Genomic DNA, 22,420 nt, shown 5'->3' on the forward strand with positions numbered 1-22,420 from the left:
GCGGATACAAGAAACGGCACGTAGGCGGGAGAGACGCCCATGCTCGACCGAGCACGCGATGCGCGCCATCGAGCGTTGATGGCATACGACCGCGTGTGCCAATCTTCGCCAATGATACGAGCGGAAGCCCGGAGCATTCGATGACATCGTAAAGCAGGCTTCACGATCTGCAGATGCCTGGGGTCAATCTTTCGGCCGATACCCTCGCATAGCCCGATTATGGCAACGCCGATCCGAATCTCTGCCGCCCGAACTCATCACACGCCTCCACATCGGCGCACATGCGCCTTCGCTACACTGGCTCTGGGTCCGCGAATCGAGCGGGGCCATGCCGCACTACCGCACATCAAGGAGAGGCCATCCCCGTGAAAATGAGAGTCGACGATACCATCGGCGGTAATACCGGCATTCGGATATTCACAGCGATCAAGGTTATCGCCCTCTCGGGTGCGCTGGTCACCTGGCTCGCACTTGCGGCCCAGCTGTCATTGACGACTTCATTCGCCCATGCGCAGCATCGTAATTTTCTTTATGCCGTATTTCTCTATTCGGGTTATTTCACCATTCTGACCAATACTCTTTGCGCACTGATATTCACGGCGCAGATAACGCCTTGCAGATGGGCCATCTTCAACTGTTTTTTCCAAACACCACGCATATCCACCACGGCGGCCATATCGATCGCGATCGTAGGGGCAATTTACTTCGCACTCCTGAGAAACGAATGGCACCCCACGGGTTGGCAATTGATCGTCGATATCGCATTGCACTACGTCACGCCGATCTTGTTCCTTGTCTTCTGGTGGTTGGGCACCCCCGCCCATGCACTCAGTTGGCGTGATGTCGGGTGGCTGCTGGCATATCCAATGCTGTACATGACCTATATTTTTCTACGCGGCACCCTAACGCAAAATTATCCGTATCCGTTCATCGATATGGACAAGATCGGCGCGGTCAGCGCCCTACTCAACGCGGCGATGATTCTGTTCCTTTATCTGGCACTCGCGTTCTTGCTCATCAGCCTCAACAGATCGTTCAATCTCAGTAATACACGCTCGTAAATGCGGGGTTATCGCACGGATAAACCATTGAAGTAGGACGCACACCCACCCTTTTGGATAAACGTACCATGATGAAAACCATCGGCCTGATCGGCGGCATGAGCTGGGAATCCACCGTGCCCTACTATCAATACATCAACACCCGCGTGAAGCAGCGTCTAGGCGGCCTGCACTCCGCCCGGCTGCTGCTTTACAGCGTGGACTTCCACGACATCGAGCTATTGCAACACGCCGATCGCTGGGACGATGCCGGCAGATTGCTGGCCGATGCGGCGAGAACGCTCGAAACGGCGGGGGCGGACTGCGTCGTGCTGTGCACGAACACCATGCACAAGGTCGCGCCCGCGATCGCCGCGGCGGTCGCCGTTCCTCTGCTACACATCGCCGACGCAACCGCGGCTGCCGTGCTGCAGCGGGGCATCCGCCGCGTGGGCCTACTCGGCACACGCTTCACCATGGAACAGGATTTCTATCGCTGCCGCCTCCAGGCGCACGGCATCGAGGTCCTCATACCCGAAGCGCGGGACCGCGAGATAATCCACTCGGTGATCTATGAGGAGCTATGCCTCGGCATCGTCGAGCCGGCCTCGCGCGCGCAATATCGCGAAATCATCGAGCGTCTCGTCGGACGCGGCGCCGAGGGCATCATCCTCGGCTGCACCGAAATCGCCATGCTGATCTCCGCCGACGACGCCTCGGTGGCGCTCTTCGACACGGCCGAATTGCACGCCACGGCCGCAGTCGATTTTGCCCTGGACATTCGCTGAATCGACAGCAACCTCACCCCGTCCGACCAGCGCCTGCAGCCATAACCTGCTGTTATAAAAATGTTACCGACGACGGATAACATCCTCCCGGCACGTCCATGACAAGCCAGTCATGGGCGCGCAAGCGCGCCACGAAAGGCCATATGCGAATAACGAAAAACAGGAGACAACCCATGACCGAAGTGACGGCCGATCAAACGAAACCCAATACCGCCGGCACCGCGAAAATCATCTACATTCTCTATCTCATCGGCCTAGTGCTCGGCATCACCGGACTGATCGGCGTGGTCATGGCCTACGTCAACAAGGGCGACGCGCCCGAGTGGCTCGCGACGCATTATCGCTTTCAAATCCGCACCTTCTGGATCGGCAGCTTGTATCTCGTGATTGGCGGCCTGCTCAGCTTGGTGATCATCGGCTACCTGATCCTGCTGTTCTGGGCGATCTGGCTGATCGTGCGCTGCGTCAAGGGGATGAAGGCGCTCGAACAGCAGGTGGCGCCGGCCAATCCAGGCGGTTGGTTCTTCTAGACCGCAGCACAGCAACAACCTGGGTGCCCGGCAACAGGCACCCAGGCACCCAGGCACCCAGGCACCCAGGCACCCATCCTCAAGATAAACCTAACCATCCTGGCGAAAATCCCATTCAAACCTTGAACTGCGCCACCAGCCCCTGGAGCTGTTCGGCCAGCTGCGTGAGCGAACGGCTCGCCGTCAATCCATTGAGCGACCCCGTTGCTGTGCGTTCCGTCATCAGGCGGATATCGCTCACGTTGCGATCGATATCCGTGGTAACCGCCGTCTGCTCGACGGCCGCACTCGCGATATGCGCCGTCATGTCCTTAATGCGCGTCACTTCCTGACTGATCAATTGCAAAGACTCATTCGCATCCCTTGCCTGTTTGACGTTGGCTTGCGCATGCTCACAGCTATCCTTCATGCCTTGCACGGTCTGTTGCGTACCTTGCTGCAAGCGTTCGATCACCTGACGGATCTCCTCGGTCGACTCCTGCGTCCGCCGAGCAAGATTGCGGACCTCGTCCGCCACCACGGCGAAACCGCGTCCCTGTTCGCCGGCACGCGCCGCCTCGATGGCCGCATTGAGTGCGAGCAGATTGGTCTGCTCGGAGATATCGCTGATCACAGCCAACACCATCCCGATTTTCACGGTATCGGAGGCGACTGCCTGCGTCATTCTGGCGGCTTGCTCGATCTCTGAGGCCAAGCCCTCGATGGCACGCGCAGTTCCGCTCACCGCTTCCCGACCCGATTGGGTCGCCCCCTCCGCGCTTTGCGCCGCGCCCGCGGCCTCTTCAGCATTGCGCGCCACCTCGTGTACCGTAACCGTCATCTCATTGATGGCGGTGGCAATCTGTTCGGTGCCTGATTGCTGTCTGTCCATGCTTTCGCGCATGGCTTCGCTGTTACCCGCCAACGATTTGGCCGCGGATACCAGCTCGGATGTGGAGACATTCACCTTCCTGACCAACTGTTGTACGCGCTCGACAAAGCTATTGAAGGCACCGGCAAGCTGTGCCAGTTCGTTGCTCCCCCTGATCGGCATACGGCGCGTCAGATCGCCCTCACCTCGAGCGATGTCGTTCATGCCCAATACGGCCTCCCTCAAGGGTCCAGTGATGCTGCGCGTAATCATCACCGAAGCCAGCACGGCCAGCAGAATCGCAAATCCACCAAGCGCAATCGACAACGTCCGTGTGAGTTCATAGCGCCGGTCGCTGCGCTGATAATCGCGTTCAATCTGCGCGTCGACCGTGTGCTGAAGCTCGATGACCGCTTCCCCCTCCGGTCGAACCAACGGCAGGACCTTGCCAAGATATTCCGCTGTGGCCGCCTCAATATCACCCTGGTTTATCGCGGCAATCACGTGCTGCTGGAGCGGACGAATTTGGGCAAGATATTCGCGTATACGTTCGATGCGGTCGACCGTGCCGGGGGAACTGTCTGCGCCAAGCAGGTCATGTATGGCCTCGTTGGTCTTCTGATGATTGGCCAGCAGAACCGCATGATCCGCCTGCGTAAAGGTTCGCCTGAGCAGCGCTTCCAGGAACACCCTCGCGTTGCTGATCGGCCCCGCATAAATCTGCCGCACGTCCGAGGCACGCGATTGACTATTGGCCACGATGAGCGTCATACGGTCGTGCAACTGACGCAGTTCATGCAACTCAAAGGCCGTAATCACAAAAATCATCACCACCAGAACCGAAAACCCCAGCGCCAGGCGCGTCCCGATCCGTAAGCCGTTAATCACAGGTTCACCTCATTCCTTATGTGCCAATACATTCCCCGAATTCGAGGTCGGATATACAACGATCTCTCGCTGGCGCCTAAATTAAAGCGGCGCCTTGTGACACCGCAGTGAATCACTTATATCCCGCCGAAAAACAACGGACGAATATGCCCGTGCGGCACCATACGGCATCCTCCATACAGAATCGATCCCGACGAAACTTGATCTCGCTTAGCGCTTGACCTGACGGTTACCGTCAGCGGCAAGCTGCGCACCTTTCACACCCCCGGAGCCAACAGACATGCATCCCCACCCTTGTCCGACGATGAGCTGCTGGACGCCTTCGTCGACGGCACACTTCCGCCAGCGATGCTCAATCATCGGACACACCTGCGAATCGCCTAGATATACCTGCAGCGCGCACCGCTACCGCTGGCGATCGCCCTAATCTGCGAAGGACTCGCTGGATTCGCAAGACATCACGGTGCAACGGATAAATTCAACCGCACGCTGACCGAAACCCTGATCCGCCTGATGGCATACGGCGGCGCTACCGACGCCTCACTGGCCTGACCCGATTTCCTCCAGACCAATCCAGACTTGCTGAACGATCCGCAAGGCCTTGTCTCACGCTACTATTCACCGGCGCGTCTCGCCTTGCCGCAGGCGCGCGAACGTTTTCTGCCGTCAGACATTGAACCGCTACCCATATGTCCTACAGCACCCTGGGCCAACTGGCTCGCGACAGCGGGCTCGCACGCGCCTCATTGCTGCATTACGAAGCGCTCGGCCTACGCCTACCGGCGACCCGAAGCGCCCGCGGTTATCGCCCGTACGGCGAACGCGAAATCGAGCGACTACGTGACATCCATCGCTATCGCGAGGCCGGCCTCCCGCTGGCGATCATCGGTGCGCTCCTCGCCTAGAACACCGCAGCTGACGCGGGCGATCCCAGTCCATTGCTGAAACAACGCCTGCTTGCACTCAACGCGGAAATCGCCCGGCTGCGAAAACAGCAGAAACGCCTAGCCACCCTGCTCGCCCAATCGGCCTTGCGCCGGAACCGACCGCAGAACAAGGCCGGCTGGGTCGAACTGTTGCGCTAGGCAGGCTTTGATGAACAAGACATGCAACGCTGGCATGCCGAATTCGAACGGGCATCACCCGCCGCGCATGTCGAATTCCTGGGTACACTCGGTTTGTCTCGGACGGAAATCGAGCACATCCGGCGCCGACCTACGCGCACGGATATTTCTTCGGAGATGCCGGTCGGAGACACAGACGAAATGGGCGAAGACCGTTGCTTCCCGGCAAAATATCCAGACGGCGGACCGCCGCGTACAGAGGAATGCTGATGACAGCACAGATATGGGTCGACGCCGATGCTTGCCCGGTGGTGATCAAGGAAATCATTTTTCGCGCGGCCGTGCGTACAAAGACCCAAGTCACCCTGGTGGCGAACCACGCACTGAAAATACCGCCCTCGCCCCTGATCCGCTTCGTGCAAGTCGCCTCCGGCTTCGATGTCGCGGACAACGAGATCGTGCGGCGGGCGACGGCAGGCGATCTCGTGATCACCAGCGACATCCCACTGGCCGCCGAGGTGATCGATCAAGGCGCCGAGGCACTCAGCCCGCGCGGCGAATTGTATGCCGAAGGCAACATCCGCGACCGTCTCAACATGCGCGACTTCATGGACACGCTGCGTGCCAGCGGCATCGACACCGGCGGGCCCTCGGCGCTGAGTCAGGCCGACCGCAAGGCCTTCGCCAACCATCTCGATCGATGGCTGGCCCGTCGTGACGTACCGCCAGCCACGCGATAATCTGGCGTTTGCGGCACTTGTTGCCACCCGGCATTGCGCGCTTTGCAACCGCGGAGACTTCAATAGCTTCATCGGGCCTTAACACTTCCAATCCATTCCGCAGGCTTGGCTGTTTCGAACCCGTAATAACCAAATGGCGAGCTACAGCAAGACAGCGAAAAGGTGCTGATATATGTGTGTTTCTCAACTACCGGCGAAAGTGAACTGTCGGGCTGTAGACGATTCAGTGGACATCCATCACGCGAGCACGGTTTGGGTCATCTAGTTTGTAAATCATGACAAGGGCGAGCAACATCAAGATCACTAGTGTAAGCGATATACTCACTGGGCCAGAGCCAAAACCAAGGCCACCAAACCGAATCGGCTTGTCTGTCCAGTCAGCAAATGATGCGCCGAGTGGCCGAGTCAGGATATAGGCAATCCAGAAGGCTGCGATTTCGTTCAAATCAAACATAAAATAAGCAGCCATCGGAATCGCAAACAAAAGAACAAATAGTAAACCAGCCCCTAGGTACCCCAAACCCAAGCCTGACGCGGTCATGTCACCAGCGGCCGTGCCCAGTGCAAACGTCGCGACAATAGTTGCCCAATAGAATGCTTCTCGCCTTGGAGTATGCACACTATGAATGGAGAGGGTTTTCTCTTTAAGCTTCCAAGCGACTAGAATTCCGATCAAGGCGACTAAAAAAACGGAGGTGGAAATCTCATAGGGAACGCCTAACACAACATGGGTTACATCCGCAATTTGGGTCCCAAAAATACTTACCATAATAACCGCAAACCAATAGTAGTGTGCGGAGTATTGATCTCGTCGCATCTGTAGCCAAATAGCAACCAGGAATAACAAACCACAACCCACTACGGCCAGATAGGGATTCATGTGAGAAACGAGATAATCCGATGTGGCCTCACCCATAGCAGTGATCAGCAGCTTCATAACCCAGAAATATGGCGTGACTTTGGGTACTTTGAGCGATCGCGTATTTTCACCAACAATACCAATTGCATCTCTGGTCATTAACGTTCCTTAGATTCACCAAGCAGGGGAAATATGCGCTGGTTCATGGACCTGATATTGACCCGGAGAGTTCCATTTCTTAGAACCGAAAACTTACAGATTAAAGATTCTTATGCCGCAACACGATTAGTGTGATTAAAATCCAACCGGGCACCCTGTCGAACACATGGCATAAGTTCGACAGGAGTCGAATCACCCATCGTCATATGCCTCGATATGAGTTGCAATACATCATGATGTGCGTCCTCACGTCGACGGCAGCATCTTACCTTGTCGGATGGATTCCTCACGTCAACATTACAGTAGGATGAAAGTTTCGTGCGCTATCGACCTCGTCCAATTTCTGGTTATTATCGGCGACGAAACAATTATTGATATGACCCCGTGCAACAACTGATTGCTGTTTTTCCGATATCCAGAACGCGGGGAAACGATTATCCCTGCAACGGCCAAACCCCAGCATTACACAGAACTCAGCACAGCTGGGAAACCGGATTCTGTACCTACCGGCAATACTCAATAATTCTTATATCGACGATATTGAAGGAATCATGCGGCGCGTTGCTCAGCAGTCAGTAATATAGGCAACACTTGGATGCCTGAAGAACAAGCGGATCAGATTCGGCTGGGCGGCCATGTCCGCGAGTTGAAACTGGATGCGGTCTTCCAGACGTTCTCCGGCACGCAGCGGCCGACGGGCATTGCCCATGTCTTGCCATGCACCGAGTCTGCACGAAAACCTGATTCGTCCCCAAAACAGATGTCGGACTTGTCCCACTTGGCTTGGCGGGCAATCGCCGGATGGTTTCCCGTTGCCCGCGCTCGATCACGTCAGGGTCCCGCTGATACGCACGCTGGAGTGGCTTTTGCGCGGTCAAGCCGATCCGCGCCAGCAACGCGACCACTGAGGCCAAGCTCAGCGAAACGCCCAATCGCTGTGCGATCAGTTCGCGCACGATCTGGCGTGTCCATAAACCGAAGTCGAAGCATACTGCCGCGGGTTCTTGCCGTTGACCCACCGGAACACTGGGCCTTCTTCCAGCAGGGTACGCAGAAACATTCCGTGGAATTGCACGCCATGAATCCCCACCTTAAGCCTCATCACTCAACCCTTCGAAAAATGGTACCGACAGGTTCTATTTCCAACCTTGCAAGTTGCTTTCGCAGATCCTCCAGCGAGGCGCTCGTAAGGCACTCGCCAGTGTCTACAAAGCGGATGTGCGGGATGGTGAGAATCCGTAGATTTCTGGCCTCATATCGGTCGGTCGCAACCGCCTCTCTCGTTTCGGGGGCATGCATCTGGGGAGCGAAATTCATGCGGGTCGTGTCCCAACGATCGTGCGACACCCAGCAGCACGTCAAAATCCGCGATATTGCGCGCTTCGCTCAGGTGGGTGCGCTGGATCGCATCGAACATATCCCAATGCGCGTTCTGCCCACCGAAAATTCAGCTGTCTTGCAGGCCAGCGCCGCATGCAGGCCATGCGGATAATCGAAACTCACGCCACGCATGACATCGACATCGACATCGACATCGACATCGACATCGACATCGAGCAATTCTGACCTATCACTGACGTCGCGACAAGCTTCCCAGTGACGGAGGATTTCGTTACGCGTCTGTTCGGGATCGCCCCAGCGCCGCCGCATTTCCGCGACGCTGTCCTGCAACACAAATGTCTTGTGGCGCACGTCGAGCCCATATTCGTCTGCCAGCACACGCAGGCGCGATGACATGTTGAAGCAGACGACATCGTGGAAGAACTCGACGGTGATCTTATGTTGCATGTCATGCCCCCCCGTTCTTCAGGCGCTGTGCGATGCGGGCGACGTGCTCGCCCTGAAACGGTGCCCCCGGCGTCGCATCATCGACGTAACAGGATTTGCTGCGCACCTCCGCGGGCACCGTTTCCGAAACGCGCCGCAGGTCGACAGTGACATGGTCAATCGTGTGTGCACCTTCGGCAACGGCGTGCGCCATCTGCTGAATGTGACCATATGCAGAATAATACAAAACGAGTACTTTCGTCATGAGTGTTCTCCCTCGTAAATGATCAGGAACTGCGCCCAACACTGCCCGGACGGAATCAAAGGCCGGGCACTTTAGGCAAGACAAACGCCTGCAGCGCATCGGTGTGTTGACTCAGCCACACCCCACCCAGCACCAACGCCATGCCAACGATTTGCAGCACGCTGAGTGTTTGACCGAGGATCGCCCAGCCCAACAGCACCGCGGTCAGCGGACTAAAAAAACCCAGCGCCGACACCACTATCGGCGACAGGCGCGAAAGTCCGCGGAACCACAGCAGGTAAGTCATCGCCGCTCCGATCAGGCTCAGATAGGCAAGTCCACCGAGATTGGTCGCGCTCAGTTGCGTCAGCTGCGTGCCCTGCCATAAAGCAAACGGCAGGAGCAGCACGCCGCCTGCGGTGAGTTGCCATGCAGTGAAGGTGAGTAGCGAGACGGATGGCTGCCAGCGCCGGCTGAGCACGGTGCCTGCCGCCATTGAGGCCGCACCGATCAGGCCTGCGACGATGCCGAGCGGATTTAGGGAGGCCTGTGGCGCCAGGATCAACAGCAGAACGCCAACAGCGCCCAATCCCGCCGCCAACAAGGCACCCGCGCGTATTGGTGAGCCGAGCAATCCGCGCGATAAAAAGATGACCAGTAGCGGTTGGATAGCCAGTACCGTGGAATTTCACCATGGACAAGATCGATCAGATACTGGCGCAATGGCAACGTGAACGACCGGATATTGATGTCACGCCCATGGGCGTGATTGGCCGGTCGCTGCGGATCGCAAATTATTTTTCGCGTGAGATGGAAAAAACCTTCACCGAGTACGGACTCAACGCAGCGGGCTTCGACCTGCTCGCCACACTGCGCCGTTCCGGCCCGCCCTATCGGCTGCTACCTGGGGACCTGATGGAAACGATGATGATTACCTCGGGTACCATGACGAACCGCATTGACCGCTTGGTGCAGTCAGGGTTGGTCGAGCGCCAGCAGAACCCGGAGGATGGCCGCAGCGTGTTCATCGCCTTGACTAAGGCAACGCTGAATAAGTCGTCACAATCAATCAACCCTCAAGGTTGATCAGTTTTGCCCCTGATCAGACGTCTAGATCCCGGTTTTTTGCTCTCGGTTTTCACCCTTCTCGCGCCTTGAGGCACGTTGTGGGCCCTCAACGCGCTATCAGGTGGGTACTCGGGTCCGTGATTAGGTACAGGTTAGCTAACCCGAGGACCACGAAGCTGCGGTTGGCATTCTTGTCCAAACCCCGGTAGCGCACTTTGCTGAACCCCCACAGCCGCTTCACCACCGCAAAGACGTGCTCGACCCGGGCCCGGATCCGCGATTTGTTGCGGTTACGCAAACGTTCGGCCTCGTCAACTTCGCCACGCTTGCTGATGCGTTATTGGTTTGCAGGACTGTTTCAACAGCCTGTTAATGACTACAAGACACCGAACGGCTGCCACTCAACGGAGACACCCGCATGCAGAAGGTTCTGATCGTCACTGGCGGTAGCCGAGGCATCGGCGCAGCACTCTCGCGATTGGGCGCCGAGGCCGGTTATGCGATCTGCGTGAACTACCGGCGCGGACGCGAAGCGGCCGAAGCGCTAGTCACCGAAATCAACGCGCGTGGCGGACACGCCATCGCCGTGGCGGCGGATGTCGCCGTGGAGGCCGATGTGATGCGTCTCTTTGCCCGAGTGGACGAGGACCTCGGTTCAGTCACCGCCCTGGTCAACAACGCGGGCATTCTGGAAAAGCATGCCCGCGTGGAAGACATGGACGCCGCGCGCCTCGGCCGCGTGCTCGCCGCCAACGTGACCGGCAGCTTTCTGTGTGCCCGCGAGGCGATACGACGCATGTCGACGCGGCATGGCGGCCAGGGCGGCGCCATCGTCAACGTCTCCTCTCGCGCCGCGCGATTGGGCAGCCCCGGCGAATATGTCGACTACGCCGCCTCCAAGGCAGCCGTCGACACGCTGACCATTGGCCTGTCGCGAGAGGTCGCCGCCGAAGGCATTCGGGTCAACGCCGTCAGTCCCGGCATCATCTACACCGACATCCACGCCAGCGGTGGCGAGCCGGGGCGCGTCGACCGCCTCAAGGATGCCGTGCCAATGAAGCGCGGTGGGCAGCCCGAGGAAGTCGCGCACGCGATCCTGTGGTTGCTCTCGGGTGAAGCTTCATATGTCACCGGTGCCAATCTCGACGTTTCCGGCGGGCGTTAGCCCGCGCAGCAGGAAAGCTCCGAGACATCGCGCGTGAAGGTCTGTGCGCACAGCTTGAGGCCCTCGACCATCGTCAGGTAGGGAAACAGACGCCCGGCCAGGTCGTTCACCGTCATGCCCGCGGCCAGCGCAAGCGCTGCGGACTGGATCACCTCGCCACCCTCCGAGGCCAGGATCTGCGCGCCCAGCAAACGCCCGCTATCGCGCTCGGCAACCAGCTTGATGAAGCCACGAGTATCGAAATTCGCCAGCGCGCGTGGGACGTTTTCCAGCCCAAGCGTGCGGCTTTCGGTTTCCAGACCCTGCGCGTGGGCTTGATTCTCGTCCAAGCCCACGGTGGCAACCTGCGGATCGGTGAACACCACTGCGGGCATCGCCGTCAGATCGAGGGTCGCCTCGCCGCCAGTCATATTGATCGCCGCCCGCGTGCCCGCTGCCGCGGCAACGTACACGAACTGCGGCTGCGCGGTGCAATCGCCTGCGGCGTAGACCCAATCGACACTGCTCTGCAGACGTTCGTTTACCGCGATCCGCCCGTGGGGATCGGTGGCTACGCCGACCTCGGATAATCCCAGCGTGGCGGTATTGGCGCGCCGGCCGGTGGCCACTAACAGGGCATCGCCACGCAACGCGCCGTCGGCGAGTGTCAGATCGAACGTCGTGCCATCGTGCGCCACCCGCTCGGGAACGCTGTGCAGACGCACGTCGATCCCTTCGGCGCGTAAGGCCTCGGTCAGCCCGGTCCCCAGCGCCGGATCTTCACGCGAGAGCAGCGTGCTGCGCGCCAACAGGGTTACCCGGCTGCCCAGACGCGCGAAGGCTTGTGCCAACTCGACGGCCACGACAGAGCCACCGATCACGATCAGATGCGCAGGCAGTTCACGCGTCGCCAATGCTTCCGTCGAGGTCCAGAACGGCGTCTGCGCAAGCCCGACAATATCGGGAATATCCGCCGAGGCGCCGGTCGCGATCAGCACCCGGTCGGCCAGCAGCGTCGTTTGACCACCCTCGGCGAGATCCACGGTCACACGGTGATCCCCATCCAGACGCCCCTCGCCCCGAACCAGTTGCAAAGCGGGATTGGCGGCCAAGATATCCTCGTATTTGGCCTGGCGCAGCGCATCTACCCGCCCCTGCTGCTGCGCCTGGAGCGCGGCACGATCCACCGTGAGCGCATGGCGCTCCAACCCCTCGAAAGGATGCCTCGCGGCCAAATGCGCCACCTGTGCCCCACGGATCATGATCTTGGACGGCACACAGCCGATATTCACACAGGTCCCGCCGATCGTGCCACGCTCGACCAGCGTCACCTGTGCGCCCGCATCGGCGGCGCGAATGGCGCAGGCGAAGGCCGCCGATCCGGAACCCAAGATCACGACCCTGAGTTCAGGTCCAGGGCATTCGCTGCGATCTGACGACGGCAGTGGATAGGCGTCATAACCGGCCCTCTGCACCTGCCCGATCATCGCCTGGGTCTCGCCGCCCTCGGCCCGCGCCAAACCTTCTGCGTAGGACACCGTTGCACTTACGCCGGCAAGCGCCGAGAGCGCCTGCTCAACCGTTATCGCGCAATGCTCGCAGGTCATGCCGGTGATGCGCAGTGTCGTGCTCATGATGCAATTCTCACTCTGTCGATGAACGTATTGATTCGGGGGCACCCATGATGCCGATCGCCGCACCGATCTTATTTAACCGAAGACACCAGATGTGCAGGATAGCCCGCATCCTCCGTAGCACGGGTCAACGCCTTCACATTCGTCTTATGCGGATCGAAGGTAACCGTCACCGTCTTATGGTCAAGGTCGGGGCGGGCCTGAGTCACGCCCGGCACCTTGTCCAGCGCAGCCTTGATCGTGACCGGACACAAGCCGCAAGTCATGCTGGGCACGGACAACGTGATGCGGCTGAGCGCCTGCGCATCGTTCATGGGCGGCGCATCGGCCTGCCCTGCCCAAGCCAGTGGAGACAATCCCAATAGGGCGATAATGGCCAACGTCTTTTTCATAAATTCAACTCCTCGTGGTGATCAGTATCCCAACAGGTAGGGGGCCAGATAGGGGAACGCCATCGCGCTAATCAACACCGCACCGACGCCCCAGAAGATAATCCGCTGTCGGCGCAAAACCTTGGGGTTGGCGCAGACGCGAGCCTCGTCGCATGGCTGCGGCGCACGGTACAATCGGCGAAAAGCCAGACCGAGGAAAATCAACGTGACGGCGATGAAGATCGGGCGATAGGGCTCCAAAGCAGTCAAATTGCCGATCCAGGCACCACTGATACCCAGACCCAGCAATATCAAAGGGCCAAAGCAACAGGCAGAAGCGCCAATACCCGCCAAAATAGCGCCTGCCAACGTCCAACGTCCTCGATCCTGTTTCACGCTGCACCGTACTCCTCGATTCAGACCCGGCAACGCTAACGCCGTACTTGAGTACGGTTGCAACCCCCCTCAAGTTGGAACATCCGCCAAGCACATGCGAAGAGGCTTTGCCATGACCCAGGGCAACGACTAAGATCGAATAGGTAAAAAAACGACACCATACGCAGGGAATTTATGACGAACCTTGACGAGGTCACCCACTTGACCGACGACGAGGGCAGCGACTTGACATCGGCGGGCCACGGTTGCGATCTATTTGCACAAGCCCCCGCGGCACTCGCGGTGATCGTGGATGGGCGCATCGCCCGTATCAATACACTTGCCCAACACATACTGGAAGCCGACACGCCGGACGAACTGATCGGGCGGGCGCTGTTCGATTTCGTTCACCCGATGGACCTGGCGCAGACACAGATCCGCCTGCGCCGGCTCGAATCGAGCCAGGAACCCAATCCCGCGACGGAGCTTCGCCTGCTCAGTCTGCGCGGTAACCTCAGGGTGGTCGCGACCAGCAGCCGCTTGTGCGCATACCGGGGCGGGCAAGCCTTGCTCATCGTTGCCCTCGACATGACCCGAAGGCACCTGATACAGGCGCAAATGCGCGATAACGAGCAGAACCTGCGTCGCCTGTTCGAGAGCATGCAGGACGTGTACTACCGAACCGACACCCAAGGTGTGGTACAGATGGTTGGCCCAGGCGTACGTCGCGTCCTCGGCTACGACCCGCAGGAAATCATCGGACGGCCGGCTGAAGACTATTACCCCAATGCTGCGGATCGCGACGCCTTCAAGCAGGCCATCCGCGAATACGGGGAGGTCTCCGACTTCCCTGGGCAAATGGTGCGCAACGATGGCCGTGTGATCGACATTTCGATCAGCAGCCACGCCCTGTTTGACGAAGACGGCAATTTTGCCGGTGTCGAGGGCATCTATCGCGATGTCACCGAGCGCACGATGCTCGAACGTGAATTGCGCCTCCTGGCCACTACCGATTCCTTGACCGGCATTGCCAATCGGCGGGCCTTTCTGGAGCGTGCCAGCGAACGCCTCAAGCACTGCCGACGTTACGGCTCGACCCTGGTGCTCCTGATCCTAGACCTGGATCACTTCAAATCCGTCAACGACCGATTTGGGCATGTCGCCGGCGACCGTGTGCTGGTGCGCTTCGTCGAAGCGTCACGCGCCGAACTGCGCGAGACCGACCTTCTTGGGCGTCTCGGCGGCGAGGAGTTCTGCGTGATTCTGGAGGAGGCTGCCGCCAACCACGCCATGCAAGTGATCAAGCGCATCCAGCAGCGCATGCGGCATACCGTCTTCAAAGACGATGGCGAACGCTACACGGTCACGGTCAGCGCCGGCGCCACCACAAACCAGCCAGACGACCGCCTGATCGAACGCCTGCTCGAACGCGCGGACAAGGCGCTCTATCAAGCCAAGCGGGCCGGCCGCGACCGCGCGGTGTGGTATCAGCCCTGAAGCTCACGACACCCACCTCCCCGGCGCGCTGACCCTTCCACGCCCAGGCACGCGACCCTGGCATCAAGCACCCACACGCGATCTCGGTGGCGATCTCGGTGGCGAAGTGTCGTTGATGTACGGCGAGACGCAGAGCCTCAGTTGCGATACGCCGGCCCCGTGATCGGCAAGCCGTTGCTCATATAGCTCAGAAAATAGGCCAGATCGCGATAGCGCACGCTTTGCGGTTTGAACGGCTTGGCCCGGATCTTCTTATTGCAACCGATGAAGCGGCGGTCGAGTGTACCCAGCCCACCCCATTTGGCCCGATACACGGGAAAGCCGTTGGGCATGCCCAACGCCGGGCTGATCAGTTGTGCGCGCAGACGCTGCCCCGAGTGCACCATGTGACAGTCTGCGCAGGAGAGATTGAGCCGACCGATGCGCGCGTAGAAGAAGGCTTTCCCACGCGCATAGGCCGCGAGCGCCGCCGGCGTATTCGGCGTCGCGATCTGCATCGGTTTCCCGACCGACGTACTCGCCATATAGGCAAGAATGTCGGCCAGCGGGCCGCGCTTCCAGGCCAGCGGCTTGAGGCCATTGTCGCGGCGGCACTGATTGACGGCGACCGCCAAGCTCACTACCTGCCCCGTTGCCGGATCGAAGCGCGGATAGTCCTGACGGATGCCGATGCCGCCGTGCGGAAAACAGTCTGCGTAATGGTGTCCATTGGGAAACGGCGTATCGAACAATTGTTTGCCCTTGCCAATCGCCAGGCTCTGCGGCGGGAACTGCATCACGCTACGGTATTGCGCCAGCGCATCGGCACCCGCAATGCCGGGTATCCACTCGCCCTGCGCGTAGTCCTTGAGGGGCACGCCAGGGAAGCGCGTCTGAAAATAGCCCTGGAACGCGGCGAGATCCTGAGCCGGCGTCGACCGGGCGCTCGCAATCCCCGGCATCAAGCTCGACAGCAGCACGGCGATCGCAGACAGAATCGACAATCTCTTCATCGTGAGTCATCCATCGGTAGTGACATGGCGTGGGCGACAACGCCTCATTTGAGCGAATACAGAAAATCCATGATCTGATGGATCTGTTTTCGCGTCAGCAGGTGATTCGCGCCGAAGGGCGGCATGATCGTATTGGCGTAATTCTGTCGCGCGTCCCATATCTGGGCGAACAGACGTTGCCGGTCGGGAAACGGCGGTGCCAGAGGTTGGGCGATGTCGCCCGCCATCACCGCGCCCTTAACCATATGGCAGGCAATGCAGTTCCCAGCCTCGCGGCTGAACACCAGATGTCTGCCGGCGGCGATATTGGCTGCCGAGGCAGGTGCCGGTGCGGCAGCAGGCCGATCGGCCGCCAGTACGGCCGCAAGCAACACAGCCACGAGGAATACGGTTCCGCACAAGATCGGGAATCCGCGGCAGGGATTGACCTTCATGTCGACTCCTTGGAGGGCATCGGCTGCCGGCAGCGAAGCCTGCCGGAGGGCCAAACGCACCAATGCAGTGCATGTTACAACGATCAACTCTGACTATCAATCATATTAGCAATCAATTGATTAAAGTTATCGCAGGTGAACGCCCGGCATCCCGCTGGCATGCCGACGCCCGATTCCCGATAATGTGCCCCCTTCACTCATTCTTTGAAAGCGGTCCCCCATGGCGCAATACATCTTCACCATGAACGGCGTCGGCAAGATCGTGCCGCCCAAGAAGCAGATCCTCCGCGATATCTCGCTCAACTTCTTCCCCGGCGCCAAGATCGGCGTACTCGGCTACAACGGCTCGGGCAAGTCCACGCTGCTGCGCATCATGGCCGGTGTCGACACCGACATCGTCGGCGAGGCCCGCCCGCAGCCCGGCACCAACATCGGCTACCTCCCGCAGGAGCCGAGCCTGAACCCGGACAAGGACGTGCGCGGCAACGTCGAGGAAGGCCTCGGCGAGATCAAGGAGGCGCAAGCCAAGCTGGACGCCGTCTACGCCGCCTATGCCGAACCGGACGCCGACTTCGACGCGCTGGCCGCCGAGCAGGCCCGCCTTGAAAACATCATCCAGGCCGCCGACGCGCACAACCTCGACCACAAGCTGGAAGTCGCCGCCGAGGCGCTGCGCCTGCCGCCCTGGGACGCCGACGTCACCAAGCTCTCCGGCGGCGAACGCCGCCGCGTGGCGCTGTGCCGACTGCTGCTCTCGGCGCCCGACATGCTGATCCTCGACGAACCCACCAACCACCTCGACGCCGAGTCGGTGGCCTGGCTCGAACGCTTCCTGCAGGAATTCCCCGGCACCGTCGTCGCCGTCACCCATGATCGCTACTTCCTCGACAACGTAGCCGGCTGGATTCTCGAACTCGACCGCGGCCACGGCATCCCCTGGGAAGGTAACTACTCCTCCTGGCTGGAACAAAAGGAACGCCGCCTCGCGCAGGAAGAAAAGAGCGAAGGCGCGCGCGTCAAGGCCATGGAGGCCGAGCTCGAATGGGTGCGCGCCAATCCCAAGGGCCGTCAGGCTAAATCCAAGGCCCGCCTCAAGCGCTTCGAGGAGCTGAGCTCCAGCGACTACCAGAAGCGCTCCGAAACCAAGGAAATCTACATTCCACCCGGCCCGCGCCTGGGCGACAAGGTCATCGAGGTCGAAAACCTCAGCAAGTCCTTCGGCGACCGCGTGCTCTACCAGGGCCTGTCGTTCAGCCTGCCGCGCGGCGGCATCGTCGGCGTGATCGGCCCCAACGGCGCCGGCAAGACCACGCTATTCCGCATGCTCACCGGCGCCGAACAGCCCGACGCAGGCACCATCAGCGTCGGCGAAACCGTGCAGATCGCCTACGTCGACCAGAGCCGCGACGCCCTCGGCGGCGACAAGACCGTGTGGGAGGAACTTTCCGACGGCCAGGACATCATCACCGTCGGCAACTACGAGGTGAACTCCCGCGCCTACGCCAGTCGCTTCAACTTCAGAGGCCCAGACCAGCAAAAGCGCGTCAAGGACCTCTCCGGCGGCGAACGCAACCGCGTGCATCTGGCCAAGCTGCTCAAGAGCGGCGGCAACCTCCTGCTGCTCGACGAACCCACCAACGACCTCGACGTGGAAACCCTGCGCGCGCTGGAAGAAGCCCTACTCGACTTCCCCGGCAGCGCCGTGGTCATCTCGCATGACCGCTGGTTCCTCGACCGCATCGCCACCCACATCCTCGCCTTCGAGGACGACGGCAGCGTGACCTGGTTCGAGGGCAACTACACCGACTACGAAGCCGACCGCCACGCGCGCCTCGGCACCGCCGCCGACCAGCCACACCGCATGAAATACCGGCGCCTCAACGCCTGACCGCCACGTACATCCACCCGTCTTGGCGGGTGGATGTACGTAGTGCTTTCGACCCTCTCCGGCCAGTCGAGTAATGGTGACGCGCTGTCGGCTACAGGCCCAACAGCGGCCGCCGCGCTCTGCGGCAAATTTGCAGCGCAGCGAAAATTTTGTCCGACAGCAGCGCTTTGTTAGCAGAGTTCGCTGCAATTAAGCTCAATATAATGATTGTATTTCTTCGCGAAGCATGACTACGTCTTCTAGTTGCAAGCGCAGCGCATTAGCGCTATCTGACTTACCCTCAGCCTGTGAACGTATTTCTTGAAGGGCCTCATCGATATTCGTGATAGGCAGATCAAAGCCGGTATCAAGTAGTTTCTCGAGCTGGGCGTCGATGCTCTTACGCACGGCATCACTGTACTCTTTGAAACTCTTGCGAATATCCCGCTTTATTTTAAGAATCTTTTTTGCATGCTCGGACTGCTGATAGTCGTCATACATCTGCATACCAACCCCAAAAATCGCCATGGCTGGACCTAGAAACTTCGCGCCCCTCCCTATTTTATCCGCTATTTTCACGGCCTCCCAAGCCTTGTACTTGTAGCCAAAAAAACCGCCAATCTCTTTAATAGCGCTGTGTAGCGTACTACCCGAAACTGATTTGAGTCCTGTTTTAGATGCATCGCCAACAGCACTTTTTGCAAGGAAGGAGAATCCTTTTTCTGCGGATTTCGTCATACTCTGGCTGAGGGCACTGTTAAGCTTCACGGGATCATCCTTGGAGAAGCTGCCGACTTTCCTATTTTCAGCATCAGGATTGAAATTCTTTGCAGCATCCAAAGCTTCATTTATCTTCAAACTAGCAGGAGTATTAGCTAACTCGACTAACTCAGCCTCAAGATCTGATAAGCATTCGCTCACAGTGACCTGCAGATCCTCCAAGGCAGAGTTTATGAGTCGCTCACATTCATATATTGAGCTGTCCTGTACCTTTTCAAATTCTTCCTGCTCTCCACCCAAAGCATCGGCAAGCTGATTTCCTTGCTCAACAATCTGGCCGTTAAGCTTGTCTAGGTCCGCTCCGACCTTTTTGATGAGGTCTCGTTTATTGGCTTGAAAAACACGCTTGTTTTGCATGAGTAGGCTAACCAAGCCCTTTTGCAGCGGGTCAGATATGGTCAGTTCGTCAATTTTTGATTCCAGCGTGATTTGAAGCTGCTGGAGCGGCGTCGTCAGTCTGGCATATAGACCGCGTTGCGCGACAAAATCATCAATTGCTTTGGTGAGCCCTTCAGCATTGGAAAGCGCCAATAACTCTTGGCGCTCTTGCACGTCTTTCTCATCCAATGAGTCGAAGAATGACTGGGCGTCAGTGAAGACGATGGGAAAGTCCTCTGGAATTTTGGGCTCAAGCAGCTGCGTGATGCCCATGATCTTGGTCTCTTTGTCAGCCGAGTCACTTTCAAACTTATTGATAACGATCATCATCTCCTTGGCGCGACCTTGGTTGAAACAAAGGTCGCGGAAGGCGGCGCCCACGACATCGTCGAACAGTTCATTGGTAATTACGTAAACAAGCAGGTCTGCTTTCGCTATGGCCTCAAGCGCTTTGGCATCATGTTGCTCGCACTCACCCGCATGGATCCCAGGGGTATCCCAGATATTTATCGATTTATGTTGGTATTGAGTGACCACATCTGTTGTTACGCCGGCCCCAACCTTAATGTGCTCAATGCCTGTCAACATTTTAATTAAGGAGGACTTACCAGCATTGTACTGGCCAGCAAAAACAAGATTCAAAGGCGCTAAATTAATATCAAACTCCGCCTCCGATGCCTTGAAGTTGCTGGCGTTCCATAGCTCATTAGAACGCTGGTAAAGGCTTGCGACCTTTTCTTTGAGAGCACTGTAACCAAATTCAGTCATGACTCATCCTTAAATGGCGACGAGGGTAATTTCACAGGAGCAAAGTGCAGCCACCATTTTTATTCGGCGGTGGTCTTTTCCAATGATCTTGCTAATATTTCTCTTCTGGGCAAACATGGACACTTTATCTTGTTCGGAAATCTCGATTTTCTCTACAAGCCCCCTATAAAGATGGGAGATTTTTTTATCCAAGCCAGTGTCATACACTACAATAATTTTCTCTCTCATGGCATTACTCATAGCCCAAAGCAGTTCAGAATTTCGAAAATAATCTGAGATCAGAAAATAACAAGCATAGCCAGGAATCCTCACTATCTTTAAAGCATTCGGCAGAACAAAATGCTGCTTTTTGATGATGTAAGAAACTCGATTAAGTAGGCGAAAGTTAATCTCATGCCTTAGAGTATAGAGCTGGCTATCAGTGCCATCCAGCTCGCTTATAAACCCATTAATCGCTTGACAGAGAAGAGATAGATTATTTTCTACCGGCACAATAACTGCTCGATAGATACTTGTGTCGAACCAGCTTTCTAAATTAGCTTTTATTTTCCGCTTGCCTTTCTCTATATCATCAAGCAAAGCATGACGTTGTTTAGACTTAGCCTCTTTGAGTTTCTTAGCACGACTATCAGAAAAAAATGAAAATGTTATGAACAAAATACCGACAGCAGCCGCCACCCAGCCGACAGGATTCCAAGAGTTAAAAAAGGCAATTGCGCTTACAACCCCGGTTATAGCAGAGCCCCAACCGTTTATGCGCTTGAAGTCGAATTCACTGAAGTTCCGACCATCGTGAGCAACCTCGAAAGACAAGGTAATGTCCAAGCCCTCATTCATTTCTCGATTGAAATCCTGAAGTTCTTCTACCACCTGTTCTGCCAAAGCTTGTATCGATCGCTCTACCTTTTTTGTAATTTTAAAACTCTTGTAATGACGGTCCCAAGCTACTGCTGCATTCTCATCCTCAATGTGGTCATCAACAAAATCTGCAACAGAGTCAACTAGTGGTTTAAAAGCAACATCCACTTCCTTAGAGAGCAACCGCGGCGCATCACGAAGAGTTTTTACCTTCCATTGAGATATACGGGTGAAACTACTTTCATACTGTTGCAAGAGCTTGGTGAGCCGATCCCTTTGGCTTAAAATGAGCAAGCTCTGTTCATCAAGATGATGAAGGCTTGAATCGAGAAACGTCTGGACTCTACGGATCGGCCCGTTACCTTCAACCTCATCTATGAGCGCATTAAGAACCTGATCTATTCGGCTCAGCTCATGTAATTGCGATCCTTCTTCCCCCTTCATGACGGTTGCCAAGAATGCGGCCTGGGCATGAATTGGGATGATTCGGACTGTGCTCGGATTTATGCCTGCACGGCCGGCAAGGTTCTTTAATCGGTCAGTATGCCCCTGAATATCTTCTTCTTTAAAAATATATTTTTCCGGACTTCTCAATGCCCGGCGCCGGTTACCGCTATTCTCTAGATCTTTTTTCATGTTCAACACGAAGATCAAGGGCTTGTTAAGCTTATGAACATGGTCAAGCTCAACAAAGGTCGACTCTTGGATGCTGTCGCTGTTAAGCATGAACAGCACGACGTCTGACTGTTCAAGAATCTCGTGGGCAATCCGCGTGTCCTCCTGACCGTTATAGGCACCGAAGCCAGGGGTGTCGATTATCCTCAAGTTGTTCCATTCGTACTCTTTGACGTCGCGCGTGGTTCTTTGTGCTCCTTTACCAATGGTCTGGCCATCCCCGCGAGTGATAGCCTCACGAATAGTGCTCTTGCCAGCCATCGTTCTGCCAAAAAGCATGACATTGAAGCAATCTAGGCTTCGTTTCAGCTTGGCGAGATTGGCGTTTCGTTTCGAGAGAAGCTTTCCATAGTCTCTCTCAAGATCCTGCAGCATGTTGGTCAGGCCATCCTCCACCATTTTGTCTTCGGATAGCGTCTGGCTACTAAGTTCAATCACGCCCTGCAGTTTTTTTCTCAGAGCCTCAATGATGGTATCGCAGCACTCAAAATAGCCTTGAACGGCTGTATATTCTTCTCTAGCAACTCGATTACAACTCTGGAGAGATGATAAATAAGGTGTATCGTCTACTGCTTCTTTCATTCTTTCTCCGATTCTTATAGAGCCCATAGATTCCACTCAAGATAGAGCTTTTGATTTTTCTGCTAACA

At 57.3% G+C, this 22,420-nt stretch carries 24 protein-coding genes and 2 pseudogenes; 11 read left to right on the forward strand and 15 right to left on the reverse strand.

Annotation, left to right across the window (positions count from 1 at the left end):
- Window positions 1-371 precede the first annotated feature (371 nt).
- The 3 genes from BI364_RS10940 (at window position 372) to BI364_RS10950 (ending at window position 2,358) form a co-directional block, all read left to right on the forward strand.
- A complete protein-coding gene (locus BI364_RS10940) occupies window positions 372-1,061 on the forward strand; it encodes a Pr6Pr family membrane protein (protein ID WP_070078767.1) in 690 nt (229 codons plus the stop codon).
- A gap of 68 nt (window positions 1,062-1,129) precedes the next feature.
- The gene (locus BI364_RS10945) at window positions 1,130-1,828 is read left to right on the forward strand and encodes an aspartate/glutamate racemase family protein (RefSeq protein WP_322111762.1); all 699 of its coding nucleotides are present in this window, start codon (window positions 1,130-1,132) and stop codon (window positions 1,826-1,828) included.
- Window positions 1,829-2,001: 173 nt separating this feature from the next.
- A complete protein-coding gene (locus BI364_RS10950; protein ID WP_070078768.1) occupies window positions 2,002-2,358 on the forward strand; it encodes a DUF4870 family protein in 357 nt (118 codons plus the stop codon).
- 115 nt (window positions 2,359-2,473) lie between these two features.
- Here BI364_RS10950 and BI364_RS10955 read toward each other — a convergent pair whose 3' ends face one another.
- A complete protein-coding gene (locus BI364_RS10955; RefSeq protein WP_070078769.1) occupies window positions 2,474-4,096 on the reverse strand; it encodes a methyl-accepting chemotaxis protein in 1,623 nt (540 codons plus the stop codon).
- A 689-nt stretch (window positions 4,097-4,785) separates the two neighbouring features.
- Here BI364_RS10955 and BI364_RS10960 point away from each other — a divergent pair.
- Genes BI364_RS10960 through BI364_RS10970 form a run of 4 tightly spaced genes read left to right on the forward strand, consistent with a single transcriptional unit; the run spans window position 4,786 to window position 5,900 of the window.
- A complete protein-coding gene (locus tag BI364_RS10960) occupies window positions 4,786-5,001 on the forward strand; it encodes a MerR family transcriptional regulator (protein ID WP_070078770.1) in 216 nt (71 codons plus the stop codon).
- Between the two features lie 33 nt (window positions 5,002-5,034).
- Window positions 5,035-5,181 (forward strand): MerR family transcriptional regulator, encoded by a 147-nt coding sequence (locus BI364_RS17950; protein ID WP_156782723.1) that lies wholly within the window; start codon window positions 5,035-5,037, stop codon window positions 5,179-5,181.
- Window positions 5,182-5,202: 21 nt separating this feature from the next.
- The gene (locus BI364_RS10965; RefSeq protein ID WP_070078771.1) at window positions 5,203-5,430 is read left to right on the forward strand and encodes a hypothetical protein; all 228 of its coding nucleotides are present in this window, start codon (window positions 5,203-5,205) and stop codon (window positions 5,428-5,430) included.
- Window positions 5,430-5,900 (forward strand): YaiI/YqxD family protein, encoded by a 471-nt coding sequence (locus tag BI364_RS10970; protein ID WP_070080029.1) that lies wholly within the window; start codon window positions 5,430-5,432, stop codon window positions 5,898-5,900. The genes BI364_RS10965 and BI364_RS10970 overlap by 1 nt, the downstream gene beginning before the upstream one ends.
- Before the next feature lie 223 nt (window positions 5,901-6,123).
- On the opposite strand, the gene BI364_RS10975 is transcribed toward BI364_RS10970, so the two are convergent.
- The 6 genes and pseudogenes from BI364_RS10975 to BI364_RS10990 all read right to left on the reverse strand — a co-directional run bounded on the left by BI364_RS10975 (window position 6,124) and on the right by BI364_RS10990 (window position 9,530).
- Complete coding sequence (locus tag BI364_RS10975; protein ID WP_070078772.1) at window positions 6,124-6,918, reverse strand: COG4705 family protein; 795 nt, start codon at window positions 6,916-6,918, stop codon at window positions 6,124-6,126.
- A 565-nt stretch (window positions 6,919-7,483) separates the two neighbouring features.
- Window positions 7,484-7,627 carry a hypothetical protein gene (locus BI364_RS18715; RefSeq protein ID WP_233279502.1) on the reverse strand — a complete coding sequence of 48 codons (144 nt, stop codon included), beginning with the start codon at window positions 7,625-7,627 and terminating at the stop codon, window positions 7,484-7,486.
- 121 nt (window positions 7,628-7,748) lie between these two features.
- Window positions 7,749-7,937, reverse strand: a pseudogene (locus BI364_RS19200) (helix-turn-helix domain-containing protein); the annotation flags it as partial.
- A 367-nt stretch (window positions 7,938-8,304) separates the two neighbouring features.
- Entirely contained in the window at window positions 8,305-8,706 is a 402-nt protein-coding gene (locus BI364_RS17955; RefSeq protein ID WP_156782724.1) for a hypothetical protein, read from the reverse strand.
- Between the two features lies 1 nt (window position 8,707).
- Window positions 8,708-8,950: a flavodoxin domain-containing protein gene (locus BI364_RS18375; RefSeq protein WP_070078773.1), complete on the reverse strand. Its 243-nt coding sequence runs from the start codon at window positions 8,948-8,950 to the stop codon at window positions 8,708-8,710.
- 55 nt (window positions 8,951-9,005) lie between these two features.
- Entirely contained in the window at window positions 9,006-9,530 is a 525-nt protein-coding gene (locus BI364_RS10990; RefSeq protein WP_233279503.1) for an EamA family transporter, read from the reverse strand.
- A 92-nt stretch (window positions 9,531-9,622) separates the two neighbouring features.
- Between BI364_RS10990 and BI364_RS10995 the strand changes: the two genes are divergently transcribed.
- Window positions 9,623-10,015: a MarR family winged helix-turn-helix transcriptional regulator gene (locus tag BI364_RS10995; RefSeq protein ID WP_070078775.1), complete on the forward strand. Its 393-nt coding sequence runs from the start codon at window positions 9,623-9,625 to the stop codon at window positions 10,013-10,015.
- Between the two features lie 88 nt (window positions 10,016-10,103).
- Here BI364_RS10995 and BI364_RS11000 read toward each other — a convergent pair.
- Window positions 10,104-10,334: pseudogene (locus BI364_RS11000) on the reverse strand (transposase); the annotation flags it as partial.
- An 81-nt stretch (window positions 10,335-10,415) separates the two neighbouring features.
- Here BI364_RS11000 and BI364_RS11005 point away from each other — a divergent pair.
- Entirely contained in the window at window positions 10,416-11,162 is a 747-nt protein-coding gene (locus tag BI364_RS11005; protein ID WP_070078777.1) for an SDR family oxidoreductase, read from the forward strand.
- Here the strand turns inward: BI364_RS11005 and merA are convergent.
- The 3 genes from merA to BI364_RS11020 all read right to left on the reverse strand — a co-directional run bounded on the left by merA (window position 11,159) and on the right by BI364_RS11020 (window position 13,542).
- A complete protein-coding gene (gene merA / locus BI364_RS11010) occupies window positions 11,159-12,775 on the reverse strand; it encodes a mercury(II) reductase (RefSeq protein WP_070078778.1) in 1,617 nt (538 codons plus the stop codon). The genes BI364_RS11005 and merA overlap by 4 nt on opposite strands.
- A gap of 71 nt (window positions 12,776-12,846) precedes the next feature.
- Window positions 12,847-13,167 carry a mercury resistance system periplasmic binding protein MerP gene (merP, locus tag BI364_RS11015; RefSeq protein WP_070078779.1) on the reverse strand — a complete coding sequence of 107 codons (321 nt, stop codon included), beginning with the start codon at window positions 13,165-13,167 and terminating at the stop codon, window positions 12,847-12,849.
- Between the two features lie 21 nt (window positions 13,168-13,188).
- Complete coding sequence (locus tag BI364_RS11020) at window positions 13,189-13,542, reverse strand: mercuric transporter MerT family protein (protein ID WP_070078780.1); 354 nt, start codon at window positions 13,540-13,542, stop codon at window positions 13,189-13,191.
- A gap of 174 nt (window positions 13,543-13,716) precedes the next feature.
- On the opposite strand from BI364_RS11020, the gene BI364_RS11025 reads away from it, so the two are divergent.
- Window positions 13,717-15,018, forward strand: coding sequence for a sensor domain-containing diguanylate cyclase (locus tag BI364_RS11025; protein ID WP_083251330.1), 1,302 nt, complete (start codon window positions 13,717-13,719; stop codon window positions 15,016-15,018).
- A gap of 137 nt (window positions 15,019-15,155) precedes the next feature.
- Here the strand turns inward: BI364_RS11025 and soxA are convergent, their stop codons facing one another.
- Together soxA and soxX are read right to left on the reverse strand one after the other, a co-directional pair.
- Window positions 15,156-16,010 (reverse strand): sulfur oxidation c-type cytochrome SoxA, encoded by an 855-nt coding sequence (gene soxA, locus BI364_RS11030; protein WP_070078781.1) that lies wholly within the window; start codon window positions 16,008-16,010, stop codon window positions 15,156-15,158.
- A 44-nt stretch (window positions 16,011-16,054) separates the two neighbouring features.
- Entirely contained in the window at window positions 16,055-16,444 is a 390-nt protein-coding gene (gene soxX, locus BI364_RS11035) for a sulfur oxidation c-type cytochrome SoxX (protein WP_070080031.1), read from the reverse strand.
- A gap of 220 nt (window positions 16,445-16,664) precedes the next feature.
- Between soxX and ettA the strand changes: the two genes are divergently transcribed.
- Window positions 16,665-18,332, forward strand: coding sequence for an energy-dependent translational throttle protein EttA (gene ettA, locus BI364_RS11040; RefSeq protein ID WP_070078782.1), 1,668 nt, complete (start codon window positions 16,665-16,667; stop codon window positions 18,330-18,332).
- Window positions 18,333-18,527: 195 nt separating this feature from the next.
- Here ettA and BI364_RS11045 read toward each other — a convergent pair whose 3' ends face one another.
- Window positions 18,528-20,237: a GTPase gene (locus BI364_RS11045; protein WP_070078783.1), complete on the reverse strand. Its 1,710-nt coding sequence runs from the start codon at window positions 20,235-20,237 to the stop codon at window positions 18,528-18,530.
- 9 nt (window positions 20,238-20,246) lie between these two features.
- Window positions 20,247-22,352, reverse strand: coding sequence for a GTPase (locus tag BI364_RS11050; RefSeq protein WP_070080032.1), 2,106 nt, complete (start codon window positions 22,350-22,352; stop codon window positions 20,247-20,249).
- Window positions 22,353-22,420: the final 68 nt, after the last annotated feature.

The organism is Acidihalobacter yilgarnensis, assembly GCF_001753245.1.
In the GTDB taxonomy this organism is placed as follows: Bacteria; Pseudomonadota; Gammaproteobacteria; order DSM-5130; family Acidihalobacteraceae; genus Acidihalobacter; species Acidihalobacter yilgarnensis.

Excerpts from the sequence above, each read along its gene's own strand:
- BI364_RS11025 (WP_083251330.1), top strand. The coding sequence starts at position 13,717 with ATGACGAACCTTGACGAGGTCACCCACTTGACCGACGACGAGGGCAGC.
- BI364_RS10945 (WP_322111762.1), top strand. The coding sequence starts at position 1,130 with ATGATGAAAACCATCGGCCTGATCGGCGGCATGAGCTGGGAATCCACC.
- BI364_RS11045 (WP_070078783.1), bottom strand. The coding sequence starts at position 20,237 with ATGACTGAATTTGGTTACAGTGCTCTCAAAGAAAAGGTCGCAAGCCTT.
- BI364_RS17955 (WP_156782724.1), bottom strand. The coding sequence starts at position 8,706 with ATGCAACATAAGATCACCGTCGAGTTCTTCCACGATGTCGTCTGCTTC.
- soxA (WP_070078781.1), bottom strand. The coding sequence starts at position 16,010 with ATGAAGAGATTGTCGATTCTGTCTGCGATCGCCGTGCTGCTGTCGAGC.
- BI364_RS11050 (WP_070080032.1), bottom strand. The coding sequence starts at position 22,352 with ATGAAAGAAGCAGTAGACGATACACCTTATTTATCATCTCTCCAGAGT.
- BI364_RS18715 (WP_233279502.1), bottom strand. The coding sequence starts at position 7,627 with ATGGGCAATGCCCGTCGGCCGCTGCGTGCCGGAGAACGTCTGGAAGAC.
- BI364_RS18375 (WP_070078773.1), bottom strand. The coding sequence starts at position 8,950 with ATGACGAAAGTACTCGTTTTGTATTATTCTGCATATGGTCACATTCAG.
- merP (WP_070078779.1), bottom strand. The coding sequence starts at position 13,167 with ATGAAAAAGACGTTGGCCATTATCGCCCTATTGGGATTGTCTCCACTG.
- ettA (WP_070078782.1), top strand. The coding sequence starts at position 16,665 with ATGGCGCAATACATCTTCACCATGAACGGCGTCGGCAAGATCGTGCCG.
- merA (WP_070078778.1), bottom strand. The coding sequence starts at position 12,775 with ATGAGCACGACACTGCGCATCACCGGCATGACCTGCGAGCATTGCGCG.
- BI364_RS10950 (WP_070078768.1), top strand. The coding sequence starts at position 2,002 with ATGACCGAAGTGACGGCCGATCAAACGAAACCCAATACCGCCGGCACC.
- BI364_RS10940 (WP_070078767.1), top strand. The coding sequence starts at position 372 with ATGAGAGTCGACGATACCATCGGCGGTAATACCGGCATTCGGATATTC.
- BI364_RS10970 (WP_070080029.1), top strand. The coding sequence starts at position 5,430 with ATGACAGCACAGATATGGGTCGACGCCGATGCTTGCCCGGTGGTGATC.
- BI364_RS10995 (WP_070078775.1), top strand. The coding sequence starts at position 9,623 with ATGGACAAGATCGATCAGATACTGGCGCAATGGCAACGTGAACGACCG.
- BI364_RS10975 (WP_070078772.1), bottom strand. The coding sequence starts at position 6,918 with ATGACCAGAGATGCAATTGGTATTGTTGGTGAAAATACGCGATCGCTC.
- soxX (WP_070080031.1), bottom strand. The coding sequence starts at position 16,444 with ATGAAGGTCAATCCCTGCCGCGGATTCCCGATCTTGTGCGGAACCGTA.
- BI364_RS10960 (WP_070078770.1), top strand. The coding sequence starts at position 4,786 with ATGTCCTACAGCACCCTGGGCCAACTGGCTCGCGACAGCGGGCTCGCA.
- BI364_RS11005 (WP_070078777.1), top strand. The coding sequence starts at position 10,416 with ATGCAGAAGGTTCTGATCGTCACTGGCGGTAGCCGAGGCATCGGCGCA.
- BI364_RS10965 (WP_070078771.1), top strand. The coding sequence starts at position 5,203 with ATGCAACGCTGGCATGCCGAATTCGAACGGGCATCACCCGCCGCGCAT.